This window comes from Chryseobacterium sp. JV274 (assembly GCF_903969135.1).
In the GTDB taxonomy this organism is placed as follows: domain Bacteria; phylum Bacteroidota; class Bacteroidia; order Flavobacteriales; family Weeksellaceae; genus Chryseobacterium.
Window position 1 is genome coordinate 1,210,556 of sequence record NZ_LR824569.1, and the last position, 16,223, is coordinate 1,226,778.

14 protein-coding genes are annotated in these 16,223 nt (G+C 37.7%); all 14 read right to left on the reverse strand.

Features of this window, described 5'->3' with window-relative positions; all coding sequences use genetic code 11:
- Positions 1–587: 587 nt before the first annotated feature.
- Positions 588–980 carry a hypothetical protein gene (locus CHRYMOREF3P_RS05635; protein ID WP_180564067.1) on the reverse strand — a complete coding sequence of 131 codons (393 nt, stop codon included), beginning with the start codon at positions 978–980 and terminating at the stop codon, positions 588–590.
- A gap of 187 nt (positions 981–1,167) precedes the next feature.
- A complete protein-coding gene (locus CHRYMOREF3P_RS05640) occupies positions 1,168–1,578 on the reverse strand; it encodes a hypothetical protein (protein ID WP_180564068.1) in 411 nt (136 codons plus the stop codon).
- 238 nt (positions 1,579–1,816) lie between these two features.
- Positions 1,817–2,296: a hypothetical protein gene (locus tag CHRYMOREF3P_RS05645; protein ID WP_180564069.1), complete on the reverse strand. Its 480-nt coding sequence runs from the start codon at positions 2,294–2,296 to the stop codon at positions 1,817–1,819.
- Between the two features lie 17 nt (positions 2,297–2,313).
- The gene (locus tag CHRYMOREF3P_RS05650) at positions 2,314–2,790 is read right to left on the reverse strand and encodes a hypothetical protein (RefSeq protein WP_180564070.1); all 477 of its coding nucleotides are present in this window, start codon (positions 2,788–2,790) and stop codon (positions 2,314–2,316) included.
- On the reverse strand, positions 2,790–3,608 hold the full coding sequence (locus CHRYMOREF3P_RS05655) for a hypothetical protein (RefSeq protein WP_180564071.1): 819 nt from the start codon (positions 3,606–3,608) through the stop codon (positions 2,790–2,792). Before CHRYMOREF3P_RS05655 ends, CHRYMOREF3P_RS05650 begins: the two co-directional genes overlap by 1 nt.
- Positions 3,565–3,915 (reverse strand): RHS repeat domain-containing protein, encoded by a 351-nt coding sequence (locus tag CHRYMOREF3P_RS05660; RefSeq protein WP_180564072.1) that lies wholly within the window; start codon positions 3,913–3,915, stop codon positions 3,565–3,567. The genes CHRYMOREF3P_RS05655 and CHRYMOREF3P_RS05660 overlap by 44 nt, the downstream gene beginning before the upstream one ends.
- Positions 3,916–3,950: 35 nt before the next feature.
- Positions 3,951–4,235, reverse strand: a complete 285-nt coding sequence (locus CHRYMOREF3P_RS05665) for a hypothetical protein (RefSeq protein WP_180564073.1) — start codon at positions 4,233–4,235, stop codon at positions 3,951–3,953.
- Between the two features lie 14 nt (positions 4,236–4,249).
- The gene (locus CHRYMOREF3P_RS05670) at positions 4,250–5,158 is read right to left on the reverse strand and encodes a carbohydrate kinase family protein (protein ID WP_077418724.1); all 909 of its coding nucleotides are present in this window, start codon (positions 5,156–5,158) and stop codon (positions 4,250–4,252) included.
- 3 nt (positions 5,159–5,161) lie between these two features.
- Entirely contained in the window at positions 5,162–6,703 is a 1,542-nt protein-coding gene (locus CHRYMOREF3P_RS05675) for a glycoside hydrolase family 32 protein (protein WP_180564074.1), read from the reverse strand.
- 11 nt (positions 6,704–6,714) lie between these two features.
- Positions 6,715–8,109 carry a DUF4960 domain-containing protein gene (locus CHRYMOREF3P_RS05680; RefSeq protein WP_180564075.1) on the reverse strand — a complete coding sequence of 465 codons (1,395 nt, stop codon included), beginning with the start codon at positions 8,107–8,109 and terminating at the stop codon, positions 6,715–6,717.
- 12 nt (positions 8,110–8,121) lie between these two features.
- Positions 8,122–9,819, reverse strand: coding sequence for a RagB/SusD family nutrient uptake outer membrane protein (locus CHRYMOREF3P_RS05685; RefSeq protein ID WP_077418721.1), 1,698 nt, complete (start codon positions 9,817–9,819; stop codon positions 8,122–8,124).
- Between the two features lie 17 nt (positions 9,820–9,836).
- Positions 9,837–12,938 (reverse strand): SusC/RagA family TonB-linked outer membrane protein, encoded by a 3,102-nt coding sequence (locus CHRYMOREF3P_RS05690; RefSeq protein WP_180564076.1) that lies wholly within the window; start codon positions 12,936–12,938, stop codon positions 9,837–9,839.
- Positions 12,939–12,948: 10 nt separating this feature from the next.
- Positions 12,949–14,511: a glycoside hydrolase family 32 protein gene (locus CHRYMOREF3P_RS05695; protein ID WP_180564077.1), complete on the reverse strand. Its 1,563-nt coding sequence runs from the start codon at positions 14,509–14,511 to the stop codon at positions 12,949–12,951.
- A gap of 81 nt (positions 14,512–14,592) precedes the next feature.
- Positions 14,593–15,903, reverse strand: a complete 1,311-nt coding sequence (locus CHRYMOREF3P_RS05700) for a sugar porter family MFS transporter (protein WP_180564078.1) — start codon at positions 15,901–15,903, stop codon at positions 14,593–14,595.
- Positions 15,904–16,223: the final 320 nt, after the last annotated feature.

Consider the following 16,223-nt stretch of genomic DNA (forward strand, 5'->3'; position numbering starts at 1 on the left):
AAATAATATGTAAAGTAATAAGTCCAATACAAAAATGACTTAAATGTATGGGTAAAGTTGAAAAGTTCTTACCTATGAATATGGACTGTTAAATGTTCTGAGTGTCATCATAACTGATCCGCCACCTAAAAGCGGAGGTCAATGGATATTTAGAGTTGAAAATCTTTTCAAGACATAAAATTATCACTAAGCAACAGTGTAAATATCCCATCCGTTACTCAATTGCCCCTCTAATAATAATAATAATAATAATAACTCTAAGCTTTATTGTCATTTTTTTTATTAAATACATTTAAAATTCGATCAATATCTGCGAGAAATTGGTTCGAAGATAATACTGTAAAGTTCACCAAAAGCCAAAAGGCATCAACTGAAGTTGGCGCCTTTTATTTTGTTTTTAGAATACCAAACAATAGTTTCTTTGAGGATTAGATCTTACACTAAAATATAATCATTATAAATTCATTTTCATTACATTCAGTTCAAAATCCATAAAAAAATGTAGATCATTATTGTTTATAAAATTACATCATTAATAATACTATTATCATCAAAACTTCTTTTAAAATTATTAAATACATCTATTTCTACTGATGAAATTTTTTATCGTTTAATTCAAAATCGTCATTGATATAATTTCGAGCCTTAATTAATTCATACCATTTTCGAGGTAAAGCGAAATTGTCATAATAGATATATTCCTGGAATAAATTAGTAAAAATAAAATCTCCATCTGTAAAATACGTTAAAGAAAATATTGGCTCAAGAGTGTAAGCATTTAGTCGTCTGTAAGAAGTTGAAACAATTGCTGGACAACTCTCTAAATAATTACACAATTTATTTCTAATTTCTGATGTATAGATTCCATTTTGTTGAAAGTCTTTTATTGATGGGAATTCGTTATCATTCTTACCATCAAAGTGAATAATTTCTTCTTTAAAGAAAGAAATTCCTCTATAATTCCATGATATGTAATTCATATTAATAAAATTATTCTCGGAAACAAATCCAATCATTTGATTGTTTATCAAACAGTTACAAACATTAACGCGTCCGTAGCATTTCTGGATGGTGAATTTCCAAAGCCCAAGAATCTACCAACTCTTTGCAGCCAATTCATTTTTTTGCCTTTAAGCACGATCTCTTCTATAACACCTTCATATATACTTAATTATTAAGAAGTATAACTTTTCTTATTTTATGCCTTAATTCTTGACTAAATTTTTTATTATTTTTAGCTGTAATCAAAAGCTGTTTAATATTACTGTTTAAACATTCCATTTTAATAATAAAATATAAACATAAATTCAACCAGTAACCTTGGTCATGATCAATAATATCTTTCAAGATTAGTTCTATAGGAAAAACATCGGAAAGTAATATATTATTTTTATTAGTTAGCATTGTTAACTGTTTACTCACCGTTTCTATATTTTCAAAAATTATATAAAAAGGATAACCATAGAAATTATTCATATTAATATTTATGGTTTTACCTTCGTAAACTATTTTCCAACAATTACCGCCAAAATAACACTCATAATTAGTCTCAGATATATATATTATTTTCATTTCCATATTGCATGATTAACTTTTAGACCTGTTTTCTGTTCCATGTAGTTTACAAATTGTTTTCTGATTTGATTATTCCATCTATGTCCAGAGTTTTCATCTATAATTCATCATTAGTTAGCCATCATATGAGAATAGATGTAAAGTTCTACTATTTTGACGATTCCTCATCTTGTCATTTCAGGAAAATCATTTTCTCTAGCTTTCAATGCTTTACTCACAATCTCAATTCTTAGGAAAATCACTAAAATATGTACAAAACTTTGCTTGTAAAACCATTTCCACATTGATGACATTTAATCGTCTTATTTTCTTCACTAATCATTTTCAATTTCTTATCTCTTAATCCAAAATTATTCGGATATATTAACACCGGGTCAACAGATAAAGCTCCTTTATATACTTTTCCACAGCTAAAACATGTCAAATTATTTAAAAAATAAGTTTTAACAGACCTTTCAAAATCTATATCCTGGAATGTATTATTTTCTACTTTTAAATCTATATTAGTAATATCAGTATAATCTATCCAAAACAGATAATCCAGTATGAAAACTCCCTTCTTATAATACTCAGTAAAAACCGGACGACATACTTTCAATAATTCATCAGGAGAAACATATTTTTTGGCATCATTAGAAACAAGTATATTATCACTTATTTGATAGTCAAAATTATCCCAATAAATAAATTCGGTATTCTCTGCTTTAATTAATTTAGTCATACTTCTTAATGGAATTACTACTTTGGATTAACATACCATTTTCCAAGCTTTTTATACGAAAAAATATTATATATCAACATTTTAGCAAAATAAGCCGGATAATAAGAATCTATTTTTGCAATCAAGGTTGTATTATCATTTTTTTTAACAGCAATTATATTCGTTTTTGGATACTCCCCGTTTATTTGTTTAAAATTTTCAGCATTGTATTCGTTTGATACATTATTCATTTCAATAAAAAATACTTCATCATAATAACCGTCTATTACAGATATAATTCGGTCTGTTGTAATTAAAAAGTAAGAATTTTTAAGATCACATTCCATAATAGGCAATTCATTTACTAAGAGCATTATATCAGATCCAAAATAATCATCTCCTATTATCTTAGTATGAATTTTATCATTAAACGTTATCCAATCTCTTTCTCCTTTATCCATACTTTTTAAAGTAATTTGAACTGCTAATTGTTTAAATTTCCTTGTTGTTTCCATTATTTTAATGTTTTTTCCCAGGTTACGGCTGTGGACTCAAAATTAGCTGCACCATCTTTAAATGAGTCAAAATGATATCCATATTTTCTCGCCCAAGTAGGGTCACTTGCTAATCTAGAATTCATTACCATTTTAAATTCAATTCTAATTTCCTTAAAACCTTTTTGCTTTGCTAAAGTTTCTACTCCATTAATTAGTTTATCAAATACATTGCCTTTGGGAGCATTAATACTTCTTTCTATTGATACTATTTCTATGTTTAAAATATCACCAGTATACCAACCTTCATTGATTGTTCCAACTACAGTACCAGACTCTCCTATCATCTTGTCAAGCGTCAAAACTTCATCTGCTTTTTTACTAGCTAAAGAAGCTGGACCAAATAATTTATTTACTGCAACAGATTGTAATACTGCAGATAACATCTTCCCCCCATTTGCCTCTTGAGAATTATGTGCAGCATATGTATATGCTCCATTATCAGCATGACAAGATAAACATCCTTTCCAAATTAAACCATCAGAACCCGTATCATCTTGACTCCAACCTCCAAAATTTTTGGGAAGAATAAATCTGTATTGAGGAGATTCGTTTATCCCCTGATTTGCAACTAAAGTATTAGTTGTAACCTGCCGATAACTTCGATCAGAAGCAGTAGGATAATGAACTGGACCGTCAAATATTTTATTAAAGAGTCTGCCAACTCTTTGCAACCAATTCAATTTTTTACCTTTAAGTACTATCTCCTCTATAACACCTCCATCATACACTTTGTTAACGTTCGGCCCTCCTGGCTCTCCTATCCTTTCCCCCATCATTCCTGTAGGGTCTAGTTAACAGGATCATGCCATGTATAGGCAATGGTGACATGGTGATTTCTACCAATGGATCTACCGATAGCCAGAAGCTTCTTTGTGGATCATAATATCGTGCTCCATAATAATACCATCCTGTTTGAGAATCAAATTCTTTGCCGTTGTATTTATAAGGATTATTATACTCATTATTGGATAATTCCATCATTGGTTCTCCGAATGGCATGTATTCATACCAGTTTGTGATTTTAGATACGCTATTTGTTAGCACTGAAGAGCTTCCTAAGTGATCCGGATGTATCCAGTACATTTCTGAACTCAGGATTTCCGGAATTGTCTGTCCTGTTAAACACCCATCAGGATTACTGTTGGTGATTTCATCCAGAAATGCACAGAACTTCCACTGCTGTTCAGCACATCACTATATTTGTTCAACAAGCTCTTATAGCAGGAATCTTTCTCAGGATCCTGAGAAAAATCATTAATCAGCTGCTCAACGACATAGGCACAATCCGGATCGTTCACTAAGGTATTAGACGGAGAGGCATATGTCCCCTGTGTATCTGCGTTGGGAACCCAGACAATCTGCGGATACTGGGCCTGAATAGCAATACCTTTTTCGTTCTTCAAAAACTAAACTTCTATCAAACCCGCTCTTTCATAAATTCCACAATTTCATCATTTTGAAGCTTCGGATTAGCTCCCGAATAACTCGCCACCAAAGCACCAACCGCACTTGCAAAATCCAGTGCTGTTTCGGGGTTTTTATCTGATAGCAACTGGGTGATTAAACTCGCCAGAAACGAATCCCCTGCTCCAACCGTGTCGACCACTTTCACAGGGTAGCCACCATGTTTGTAAAATTTATTGTTCCAAAGTAATATTGAGCCATGTTTTCCCAACGTGACACAAACAGAACTTGTATTTGTTTTTTCTGAAATGAAACGGATGTTTTCTTCAATATCATCTGATTTAAAACCCAACTCACAGGCAATTTCAAGGATTTCTTCATCGTTAAATTTAATGAAATCAGATTTGTTCATTAATTGTTCCAGAAGCTCAATATGGTAGAAAGGCTTTCTCAGATTCACATCAAAAACCTTAAACATTTCAGGGTTGGAATCCAGTAGCCTGAAAAGCGTGTTTCTTGAAGCATCATTCCTGCAGACAAGGCTTCCGTAAAAAAAGACATCGGCATTTTTAACGACATTCAAAGTATCATTATTGATTTCAATAAAATCCCAGGCAGACGGAAATTTGATTTCATAAGTTGCGGAACCACGTTCATTCAATGTTACCTGGACAATACCTGTATCATAATTCTGGGTTGTCATAATTCCGCTGGTATCAAGTTGATTTTCTCTAACGTAGTCACAAATTACTTTTCCATCCTCATCATTACCAACAGCACTTATCATCGCTACCGGAAATCCGAAAGACGCCGTTCTGAGTGCCAGATTGAGCGGAGCACCGCCGATTTTCTTTTCTCCACCAAAGACATCGAAGAGAACTTCTCCGTAGCTTACTGCATTTATTTTTTTATTAAGAAACATTAATTAAGGATTTTTAACATTAATATTGTTGAATGAACTGTCCGAAGTACCAAAAATACTCCATTTTTTGTTTACAACATTGTACACACGATTGCTGAACGCTAATTTATCATTCACATACACTACACAAACATCATTGCTGATGAAAACCGTTACGTTATAATTGGTTCCTGAAATTCCAGACAAAGGATAAGCATTGGCAAAATCCTCACTCCCGCCATTCATTACATAAATTGCCATTCTGTTGGAAGAAGGTTCAAATGAAATTTTAAAACTATTCTTCCCATCATTATCCTGTGCCAAAATCAATCCTGATTTTCCGTTAACAGAAGCGTTCAACGTAAAGCTGATCTGATTGGCTTTCTGGAGCTTCCCGAACATTACCTGGGAATTCGCGGAAAGATTAAAACTATTCCCGTTCTGAGAAGCATTACCTGTAATCTTATCTACTGATAATACAGCATTTTGACCAAATACAGATTGTAATCCTAAAACAGGTTTCACAGCCAGTGTTCCGTCCGAATTCTGAACCAGTCTGTGAGTAACAATATTTCCTGCCCAATCTTTTCCACCGGTATTATTTTCAGGAGTTTTTCTTGCGGTCCATCCTACCAGATAACGGTTTGTATTATCCGAAACCGTTTTAGCCGCATAGAGATAAGAGCCGTCGAGACGGTCATTCTGAGGTGTGGTCCAGGGTCCGTTTGGCGATGTGGAAATTCGGTAATGCGTTCCGGTATTGCTGCTCCAGTTTTCAGAAAAAACAAGATACCAATAATTGCCCATTTTGAAAAGGTCCGGACATTCCAGCATAATATAATTTTCGGAAGAACTGGTAGTATAAATCGGATTTTCTACAGTCCAGTTTCCGGTTGCCGGATTGGTGGTGGTAAATTTCAGCACAACTGCTTTCTTGTCAGAGGTCTGAGCAGAAACCAGCATCCAATATTTTCCGTCTTCAAAATTAAAGAAAACGTGTGGGTCACGGAATTCATAATCATAATACCCTGCCGGAGCAGTGATTTTAAAATTCTTGATCTTCGTCCAGCTTTTCATATCCGTACTTGTTGCCAACAAAACACTCTCCCGTGGATTACCTGAAAGAAATGAAGCTACTTCATTATGACCCGTATAATAGTAATAATAAGTATTTCCAACCTTTACAAGGCTTCCCGTTCCCACTCCGAAATCGGCTTCTGATGAAGTTCCGTAAGGAATCTGTCTTCCCTGATAAGTAAAATCTGTAAAATTACTGGTCTCGAAGCTGTGAATATCGTGAAATCCTTCTCCTGCAGGTTTTGTTTTTGCATCGTGAAGAAAGAAAAGATGGAACTTCCCGTTTTCATAATAAGGCATTACGTCTCCTGCATAACCTTCTGTATAATAAGGATTATTCTCTCCCATCCATCGGTTAGGTGGCTGAGGAAAGATATTGGTTTTGCTGTAAATATCTTCCGAATTAACCTCCGTATCCGAATCGTGATTCTGACAGGAGAATGTTGCCAGCGAAAGTACAGCTGCTACATATATATTTTTAATTGACATTGGTTCTGATATTAATGGGTTACAAGATAATTGAGACTGTTCTCCGTCATCTTTTTGATGTTATCCTGAAACGAGTTGGGCTGGCTTGGGTTTCCGTTCACTGTTTCATTGTACCAGTCGTAGGCCCCCGTACAGATGACCATACATTTTTTGTTGGCAGTTCCGCCGGGAAATTCAGCAATAGCGACACGTCCGTCCAAAGTATTGTCCCAAGCCTCGCTGGCAAGATTATTACCACCTGTCTGGTTTCTCCATCCGGCACCATTTACATATCCACCCCAATCCGGAAGGAACCACCAGGCTGTATGATTCAGACGGAATGTACCTTTCTCAAGCAGATTGGCTTTCCCGGATTCGTAAGTCTGAAGACCATCGAAAACAGGATGATTCTCATTTCCTTTGAAAGAGATTCCCCAATCACTTCCTGTATCTATAAATCCGTTCGGAAGAAAATCTCCGAAAACATTATTCGGTCCTTTTCCTGCGGGAACTATTTCCAACGCGTCAACATATTGTGCAGCAAAGCTTGTGAGCAAAATATTTCCTCCGCCATTAAGATAGGTTTTGATTTTGGAAGTTACATTCGTATTCAGCGCATCGCCCGGCAGAGCGGTAGCCGAGTCAAAATGCCACCAGATCACATTAATTCCCGTAAGATTGGCTGCACCACTTGCGACATCAGCAATCGAAACATATACTGCCCCTGAATATTTTCCGAAAAGCCAGTCAGAAGCTGCAATCTCATCCGGATTTGTCAATCCAGTTCTTGTAGCAGCCGTTCCAAGGAATGCAACGGACGGTCCTGAAACAGGCGTTGTTACTTTAGCAGTATACACTTCTGTAATACTGCCATTAGAAACAGTAAACGAAACAGGATTGGTAAAGTTAAGAGTCGTTCCCGATGCAGGATTGATGCTGATGCTGTTTCCTGTTTCTATTACCGGCTGCAATGCGGTAAGATTTGTTCCCTCCGGCATTGTAAGAGAAATGGTTTTGCCCGAATTATTGATAGTAGCAGATAATCCATTGATCTTAAAGCTGATAACAGGATCCTGAGCTTTTACAATTACCTGATAATCTTTGTAGATATTGCCATTTTTCACTTTGAATTTAACCGGCTGTGAAAAATCAAGCGTTGCTCCTGATGCAGGAGAAACTACCGCTCCCTTCGGAATTTCAATAACCGGAACCAATGTCTTAACGCTTGTCCCGTAAGGAAGTATGATTGTGATTTTATCATTCTTATGATCAATTTCCCCTGAAACACCATTCACCCTGAAAGAAGAAATATTGACCGAAACATCCGTAACAAGTCCATCTTCATTACTGTTATCACAAGACATTATAATTACTGCTGAAAGTAATACCATTATAACCAACTGCAAATTTTTAAATATACTTTTCATATTTTAATATTTTTAGTAGCCGTTATTTTGTTTATAAACCCCTTGGCTGAAATTGATCTGAGCCAAAGGAATCGGGCAATATTCTTCAATTCCGTGGTCAAATCCTGCCTGAGAATAGTAAGATCTTTTTGTTTTTTCACCGGAATAATAGGTATTCATCGCTCCTGCTGTAACACCCCATCTCACAAGGTCGAAGAAACGGCTTCCTTCCATTGCAAATTCCATTCTTCTCTCCCATCGCAATGCTTTCCTTGCAAAATCCTGGTTCCAGGTACAGTTCACGCCCGGCTCATACTTGCTGATCAGATTGTTCGTGGTATAACTTCCGGTCAAAACCGTACTGTTCGCCGCACGCTGTCTCACCTGATTGATTAATGGCAATGCTTCGTTGATTTGTCCAAGTTCAATTAAGGCTTCGGCCTTCATCAGCAAAACATCAGAATATCTTATGATGATTCTATTTTTGGAATTACCGTAGAAAGGGTCTACATTCACGGTACAGCCACATCCTACAGGTACATTTTCCTTCAATGAAGAATAATAACCATAAGTTCCAGGGCTTCTGCTCCAGCTTTCCTGAAAAATTTTATTTTCTTCATATTTCCAGGGCAGTCCAGGCAAGGCAACCGTATGGTAAAGCCTAGGATCCACTTTATAATTGTTGAGCTGATTGTAATTCAAATCTGTATCATTAAAAGTATCAAACATCGGTAATCCCTGAGGCGTCGTTTTGAATGCGTTCACCAGATTCTGGCTTGGTTTATGAAAATCGCAGCATCCCAAACCTTGTGGCAGAGAAAGAACATCACCGTAATTGAGCCTTCCGAAAAGCGTTCCGTCATTGTCAGAATATTGAATGGAAAAAACTGCCTCCGGGCCGTTCTCATGTGTTCCCGGTAGGAAATTGTACCCGAAATCAGGCTCCAGCGTGTAATTTCCGATCACTTGATTGGCAGCATCAATAGATTTCTGAAGCGTAACCGGATTTACCTGCGTTACCGTATAGTTATCATCCTGCTCATACGCCTGATACAGCCTTACTTTAGCAAGATAAGCATAAGCTGCACTTTTCTTGGGTCTTCCCACTTCCGACTGTGTTGCAGGCAGATTAGCCGCTGCAAATTCAAAATTAGAAGCAATAGCTTCCCAAAGTTGCTGGTCGGTTTTTGCTCTGTTGGAGATTTTCGGATAATCATCAATGGGTGTATTTTCATCGACATAAGGCACGTATTTAAATAACGTTTTCAGTAAAAAGTAGTAATGTCCTCTTACGAAACTCATCTCGGCAATCCGCTTTTGCTTGTTTGGGTATTCGGAGTCTGAAAGCTGCTTAAGTGCGGCAATCGCTTTATTACATCTGGAAATCCCTACATAATTGAGATACCATAATCTGTCTAACTCACCAAAATCTGAACGGATATTATTTGAAATTTCAAAAAAGTGAAAAGTCTGGATATCATTGGTTCCGCTTCCTCCTTTGTACGCATCATCAGAACGGACGTTTCCATAAGGCCAAAGACTGAAAGGGGTATCATAGTGGTCATTTCCGAGAGATGCATAGGCCGCAACCACAAAACCATCCACATTCTGAGGTGTTACCACATCAGCTTCCGACAAAACACCTCTTGGTTCAGTGTCCAGAAAATCGTTGCAGGAAGTAGTTCCAAGCAAAAAGGCAAAAGCTATTGTAAAAAGTATATTCTTTTTCATTTTTTATTATTTAAAAATTATAAGGAAAAATTAACTCCAAAATTAAACGTCAGCGGTAACGGATAACCGAATGCCGGCGTTTCAGGATCTATTCCTGTAAAGCTTTTGGATTTTATCGTCCAAAGATTCTGAACACTTGCATACATTCTGAAATTAACAATGTTATAATGCTCCATCAGAGATTTCGGGAATGTGTAGCCCAACTGTAGAACCCTCAGCTTCAGATAACTTCCGCTTTCCACATAGTATGATGAGAATCTGGATTCTGCATTGCCATCCACTGTCGTAAGCGCAGGAATATCCGAATTCGGATTCTGAGGTGACCATGCATTCAGAAGTCTTGTTCCTTTATTGGAACCTACATCATCCACGCTCCAGAAATCGGTCTGGTATTTTTTTGAATTGATTACATCTACATCGCTGATGCCTTGCCAGAATGTTGAAAGATCAAAGTTTTTATATGAAAAGTTGAGATTGACACCATACATAAATCCCGGATTCGGATTGCCAATCCACGTTCTGTCTTTGTCGTCAATCATTCCATCACCATTTAAATCTGCATAGCGGATTCTTCCCAAGCCTTTACCTGACTGACTTGCAGAATTATCCACCTCTGCCTGAGTCCTGAAAAGTCCGTCGGCAACATAACCGTACATTGAGTTTACCGGACGCCCAAGAATATTATCCGTTGTTCCGTTTCCGCCATAATTGTTGATAACGGATTGCGGAAGTTCAGTAATTTTGTTGCGGTTCATCGAGATATTCCCTGAAACTTCGTAACGGAAACCACCTGCGGTTTCATTCTGATAAGACAATGTAACTTCAATCCCTTTGTTTTCCATAGAAGCACCATTGATCCATCGATCTCCTCCTTCTCCGATCACACCAAGATAAGGTGGCAATACAAGAATGTCTTTTGTTGCTTTTTTATACACATCGACACTCCCTGTCAGTTTTTGATTAAAAAATCCGAAATCCAGACCGAGATTGGTCTGCGTGGTGGTTTCCCATCTCAGGTCATCATTTTTTGTCTGAGTTGCGATAAATCCTGATGGCAGTAATCCGCTTCCGACACCGGAAATATCGTAAGCCGTACCGTAAGATGTTGCCCAAGTTGGATTTCCTCCCGCATAATTTGCTATATAAAGCGAATACACCGCGGAATTACTGATTTCCTGATTCCCGGTCTGCCCCCAACCCGCTCTTAATCGCAAATCTGAGAAAAACGGAATCAGATTTTCTGCAAAATGTTCCTTATTGATTCTCCATCCTGCCGAGAATGCAGGGAAAGTCCCGAAACGGTTATTTTTACCGAATCTTGAAGAGCCGTCATAACGCATTGTTGCAGAGAAAAGATAACGGTTGTCATAATCATAAGAGAATTTTCCGAAGTAGGACAACAGGCTGTAATAGGTGGAACTTCCTCCATTGAAAGCATCCCCTGTTCCTGCATCGGGATACATATAATCCGGTGTTTCTATCAGGAATCCTTCTTTTCTCAACCAGGTATTTTTATACGTATCCTTGTACATTTCCATTCCACCCAAAACATCAAAATGATGTTTTCCTGCTTTTGCGGTGTATTGTGCGGTATTGGACCACGTCCATTTTTCGGTGTCTGACTGGTCGATGTTTACTGCATTGGTTTTGTTTTGCAGGTAACCTGAAACATAGCTTCTTTGCAACATTCTTTTGTAATAATTGGAAAGATCTATTCCAAAGCTGGATTTTAAAGTCAGATTTTTTATAGGCTGTAATTCTGCATAAACATTTCCGAAGAATCTTTGGTATTGGTAGCCGTTGTCTTTATTATATTCTAAAAGTCTGACAGGGTTTTGCCTGTCATTCATTCCGCCAACCGGTCCTCCCCACCCGATTCCGTCCACAGTATGAACCGGAATAATGGGCAAAGCACGTAAAGCAGGATCCAAAACGCCCGGATCCATCAGTTCATTGGTTTTATTGAAGGTGAAATTCTCCCCGATTTTCAACTTTCCGTCGAAAAAGTTATAAGAGGTATTAACCCGGGCAGACAATCTTTTGAAATTGGTAAGTTTCACGATTCCATCATTGTCATAATACCCCATAGAGAAAAAGTAAGAACCTTTATCCGAAGCGCTTGAAGCAGAAACATCCAGCGAATTGGCAACCCCGGTCTGCGAAACCTCATCATACCAGTTGGTATTGGCTGATTTAATCGTTTTTCCGGCATCCAGGTATTCCGGAACATAGCTGTTGTATAAAGTCGGAATACCGTTCTGTACCCCCCAGTCAAAACTGTAGCTTAGATTGTTGCTATTCGGGTTCAGTCCGTCATTGATGTTGGCCTGCCAAAGCACCTGTCCGAATTGTTTTGCATTCAGAACTTCTGTTTTCTTTGCATATTGTGAATATGCTGTATAATAATTGAGATCGATTCTCATCTTCCCTTTTTTTCCTTTTTTGGTCGTGATGATGATCACACCATTAGCCGCTCTGGAACCGTATATACTTGCTGAAGAAGCATCTTTCAGTACCTGCATCGATTCGATGTCACTTGGATTAAGCTCGTGCATTCCGGCTTTTGTGGGAACACCGTCTATTACGTACAGAGGATCTGTATTGTTCAGCGTTCCAACCCCGCGAATCAGCACTTTTGTGTTACTGCCGGAAGGAGATCCGTCAGCTGCAATGTTAACACCCGCTACCCTTCCCTGTAAAGATTTGATCGGATTGGGTTCGGTTTGCTTGTTCAGGTCTTTCATATCTACCACAGAAACCGCACCGGTAATGTCTGCTTTTTTCTGTTTGGTATACCCGGTTACGATCACCTCATCTATACCTTTTATTTTCTCTGCAGCTAAAACAATGTTAAGGACTGTTTTTCCATCCACCACGACTTCACGGGTGGAATAATCCGGATACGTGAAAACTAAAGTGTTTCCTTTTTGCAGGTCGTTGATCTGAAATGCACCGCTATTGTCTGTGGTGGTATTGGCTCCGGTTTCCGAAACGGTTACGATAACCCCACTTAACGGTTTCTGATTTGAGGAAACTACTTTACCTTTAATGACTTCCTGCGCAAACACATACGAAAAAGGCAGAAGGCAAAAGGCGATGGCTATTTTATATTTCTTCATACTATAGTTTTTATTTGATATTAATCTGATGAGCATTGAAGTTCACCGTACTTCCTTTGGTATCTGTAAATAAGCTCAGTTCCGAGAAGCTTTCATTCGGGAAAAAGATTTCGGTCATTACCTTTTCGCCTTTATTGAAGAAAATTTCGATGGAAGTTTTGTCCAATACAATTTTGAACGTTGCGTTTTGATAGTTTTCTGCTAATGGAGCTTTTGAGATCCTGTCTGCAAAATTGTTCTTAAAATCGGTTTTGCCGGATTGGGTACGGTCAATAAACAATTCCTGCTTGTTATTATCAATTCCGAAAATTACACGTTCTCCCAATGAATTTTTCAAAGCAAAAGTGTAAATCCCTTTGGTCATTTTTTTGAGATCAACATCTAAAACTGCTTTGGAAAGGTCTATTTCTCCTTTGCTGATAAGTTTTTTATCCGAAACAAGGTTAATTTCTTTTTTAACTGTCTTTCCTTCGTAATTTTTAAGTTGGGAAACAGGGATATTTTTCAGAGTGTAACCTTCTTTGGTCCTTTCCAATGTTACTTCACGAGGAATAGTGGAACTTCCTCTCCATTTTTCTGTAGGCACATTCGGTGAATAGTCCCAGTTTGACATCCAACCTATTATTACTCTTTTGTTATCCGGAACGTTATCAAACGAGACACTCGCATAATTATCGCGTCCCCAATCCAGCCAGACTACTTTTTCTTTTTCAAGCTGCTTTGTAAAAGCATCATCCATTTTGAAAGTTTTTCCGTCAAAATCACCTACAAAATACTGGGCTGCAGAACCTCCGTTTGGCCCACCCGGATTGATGTTAACGATAAGCACCCATTTTTCTTCATTGGTTCCTTCTACCTTTACCGGGAAAAGATCTGGACATTCCCAAACACCACCGTGTCCGCCGAAATCTTTACCAAATTCTGAAAGGAATGTCCAGTCTTTCAGGTTTTTTGAGGCATAAAAATGCTGTCTATCCTGTACCGCCAATCCCATTACCCATTGTTTTCTTTTCGCATCCCAAAAAACTTTCGGATCCCTGAAATCTTTTATTCCGGGATTTTTCAATACCGGATTGTTATTGTATTTGGTCCAGGTTTTTCCATTATCCAAAGAATAAGCGATTGCCTGAGACTGCGTATCAATTTCTCCGGCTTTCTCTTTCTTCATATCATGGTAGGTAAAAATTGCTACCAACGGAACATTTTTTCCATCTCCAAAACCTGATGTATTATCCTTATCTACAACTGCACTTCCTGAGAATATTGCACCCTTCTCGTCATAGGCAATTGCAGGAGCCAATTCTTCCCATTTTATAAGATCTTTACTGATGGCGTGCCCCCAATGCATCTTACCAAAATCCGGCACGCTCTGAAACGGTGTATGCTGGAAAAATAAATGATAAGTTCCGTTAAGATAAAAGAGACCGTTCGGATCATTCATCCAGCCTTTTTGAGGAGTGAAGTGATAATTGGGCCTGTAAAGTTGCTCTTCAGACGTTTTCGAGTCCGACTGTGCGTTGAGCCCGGAACAAAATGTGGAAGCCATTATTAAAGTCGATATGATTTTCTTCATTATGATTATTTAATAGGAAATTTTCGAATTATTTAAAAATTTTAGAGGTGTTCTTCGCCATGATTATATTGGTTTGCAAATCTACTTCGTCAGTGTTTTGCTTAATTTTTCCAGTGATATTCCTTTGGTTTCCGGCATCATAAACATTACGAATAATAATTGGAATACCATTGCAACGGTAAAGACCAAAAATACGGTCCCGGCTCCGATGGTAGAAAATAATGTAGGAATTAGTGATGGAATGATTGCTGCCAGAAGCCAGTGTATGGAACTACCGAAAGCCTGTCCCGATGCCCGCAGATGGTTTGGAAAAATCTCTGAAATAAACACCCAAATTACCGTTCCCTGACCAATAGCGTGAGAAGCAATGAAGAGGAACAAGAAAATAGGAATCGCCAATCCTGACCAATGAAAATAAAACGCCATAGAAACCAATCCTAAAGAAATGATGTAACCTACGGAACCCAAATACATCAATGTTCTTCTTCCTACTTTATCAATAAGGTTGACTCCAACCAGAGTAAAAACCATATTAACAACACCAATTCCTATACTGCTGAGAAGTGCTGTTTTCTCACCCAATCCTGCTTCGCCAAAAATTCTTGGTGCATAATACAGAAACGCGTTGATCCCCGACATCTGATTAAAAAAAGCTACTAGAAAAGCCAACATCAGCGGAAAACGGTATTTTTTCATAAAGATATTTTCCTTTGGCGATTCTGCGTGGTCATCTTTCATCTGGGTGATCAAGGTGTCAGAATCCTGATCGGGACTTAGGATTTTCATCACTTTTTTCGCTTCTTCTATTCTAGATTGCGAAACCAGCCATCTCGGACTTTCCGGAATAGTAAACACACATAATGTATAGATTGCTGCGGGAATTGCCTGCACACCAAGCATCCATCTCCAGTCATTATCGCCGATACCGCTTAGTAAATAATTTGATAAAAATGCAATCAGAATTCCCAGAACAATATTGAACTGATACAGGGAAACCATTCTGCCACGATCTTTTGCAGGGGCAATCTCTGAAATATAGGCCGGTGCAGCAATCGTAGAAGCACCAACGCCCAAACCACCTATAAACCTGAAAAATGCAAACAGATAAGGATCATTGGAAAGCGCCGTTCCTATAGCAGAAAACGCATATAAGACACCAATGATCAAGAGCGTTTTTTTCCGTCCTAATGTATTGGTCGGGATTCCGCCGAAAATAGCGCCTATCACTGTACCCCACAATGCCATACCCATTACGACTGCTCCGTGAAATGCATCTGAGCTATTCCAGAGCGTCTGCAACTTTTTGTCTGCGCCGGAAATCACGACTACATCAAACCCGAAAAGAAATCCTGCCAAAGCTGCCGTGATAGACCACATAAGAATTTTATTCATCTGTTAAAATATTTATTTGTTTGTGGCTAATATATCCCCGGGCGGCAATCCGAAGGTCTAATTATGTAACTAAATATTTCGTCAAGGTTAACTATTTGTTAATTAATTACAATTAACTGAAAATCAATAATTTATTTAAAAATAATTTTATTAAAGTTTCATCAGGTTACAAAAATGTAACATTGTTTTATAAAAATGTTACGTATGTTTTGGTGTTTTTATGATTTAAGAGCAACTAATGTCATGAAAATTTTAACCAAAAAACGAATCAAGCTATATGGTTTTTAGCTCAGGAACTTTTAGGAATTATAAATCGTTCA

Coding starts and splice junctions, on each gene's coding strand:
- CHRYMOREF3P_RS05635 (WP_180564067.1), bottom strand. CDS start 980: ATGAATTACATATCATGGAATTATAGAGGAATTTCTTTCTTTAAAGAA.
- CHRYMOREF3P_RS05640 (WP_180564068.1), bottom strand. CDS start 1,578: ATGGAAATGAAAATAATATATATATCTGAGACTAATTATGAGTGTTAT.
- CHRYMOREF3P_RS05645 (WP_180564069.1), bottom strand. CDS start 2,296: ATGACTAAATTAATTAAAGCAGAGAATACCGAATTTATTTATTGGGAT.
- CHRYMOREF3P_RS05650 (WP_180564070.1), bottom strand. CDS start 2,790: ATGGAAACAACAAGGAAATTTAAACAATTAGCAGTTCAAATTACTTTA.
- CHRYMOREF3P_RS05655 (WP_180564071.1), bottom strand. CDS start 3,608: ATGATGGGGGAAAGGATAGGAGAGCCAGGAGGGCCGAACGTTAACAAA.
- CHRYMOREF3P_RS05660 (WP_180564072.1), bottom strand. CDS start 3,915: ATGTACTGGATACATCCGGATCACTTAGGAAGCTCTTCAGTGCTAACA.
- CHRYMOREF3P_RS05670 (WP_077418724.1), bottom strand. CDS start 5,158: ATGTTTCTTAATAAAAAAATAAATGCAGTAAGCTACGGAGAAGTTCTC.
- CHRYMOREF3P_RS05675 (WP_180564074.1), bottom strand. CDS start 6,703: ATGTCAATTAAAAATATATATGTAGCAGCTGTACTTTCGCTGGCAACA.
- CHRYMOREF3P_RS05680 (WP_180564075.1), bottom strand. CDS start 8,109: ATGAAAAGTATATTTAAAAATTTGCAGTTGGTTATAATGGTATTACTT.
- CHRYMOREF3P_RS05685 (WP_077418721.1), bottom strand. CDS start 9,819: ATGAAAAAGAATATACTTTTTACAATAGCTTTTGCCTTTTTGCTTGGA.
- CHRYMOREF3P_RS05690 (WP_180564076.1), bottom strand. CDS start 12,938: ATGAAGAAATATAAAATAGCCATCGCCTTTTGCCTTCTGCCTTTTTCG.
- CHRYMOREF3P_RS05695 (WP_180564077.1), bottom strand. CDS start 14,511: ATGAAGAAAATCATATCGACTTTAATAATGGCTTCCACATTTTGTTCC.
- CHRYMOREF3P_RS05700 (WP_180564078.1), bottom strand. CDS start 15,903: ATGAATAAAATTCTTATGTGGTCTATCACGGCAGCTTTGGCAGGATTT.